Consider the following 511-nt stretch of genomic DNA (forward strand, 5'->3'; position numbering starts at 1 on the left):
GGGAGGGCAGCGAGGAGTACCTCGACTCGGAGAAGTACCAGCTCAAGCCCCGCAACTGGGACGACCCGAACACCATCGCCCCCCTCATCACGCAGCTGAACACGATCCGGCGCAACCACCCCGCCCTGCGCCGGCTCCGCAACCTCCGCTTCCATCACACGGACAACGACGCGCTCATCGCGTACAGCAAACGCACCGGCGACGACACCGTCCTGGTGGTCGTGAACCTCGACCCGCACCACGCCCAGGAGGCCACGGTCCGGTTGGACATGCCGCACCTCGGCCTGGACTGGCACGCCTCCGTGTCCGTGCACGACGAACTGACGGGTGAGACCCATCAGTGGGGCAGCACCAACTACGTGCGCCTGGAGCCCGGCCGGGCCCCCGCCCACGTGCTCCATGTCCAGCGGTCGCCCGTGTCGGCGCAGAACGGAGGGTCAGCAGCGTCATGACTGTCAACGAGCCCGTTCCGGACACCTTCGAGGACACACCCGCCAAGGACCGGGACCCC

1 protein-coding gene is annotated in these 511 nt (G+C 68.3%); it reads left to right on the forward strand.

The window, feature by feature from the left end; translation table 11 throughout:
- Nucleotides 1-452: alpha-glucosidase C-terminal domain-containing protein (locus KWI83_RS37865; protein ID WP_218518897.1), on the forward strand; the 452-nt coding region annotated here is incomplete at its 5' end.
- Between the last annotated feature and the right edge of the window lie 59 nt (nt 453-511).

It is taken from the genome of Streptomyces sp. TRM70350 (genome assembly GCF_019219825.1).
Taxonomy (GTDB): domain Bacteria; phylum Actinomycetota; class Actinomycetes; order Streptomycetales; family Streptomycetaceae; genus Streptomyces.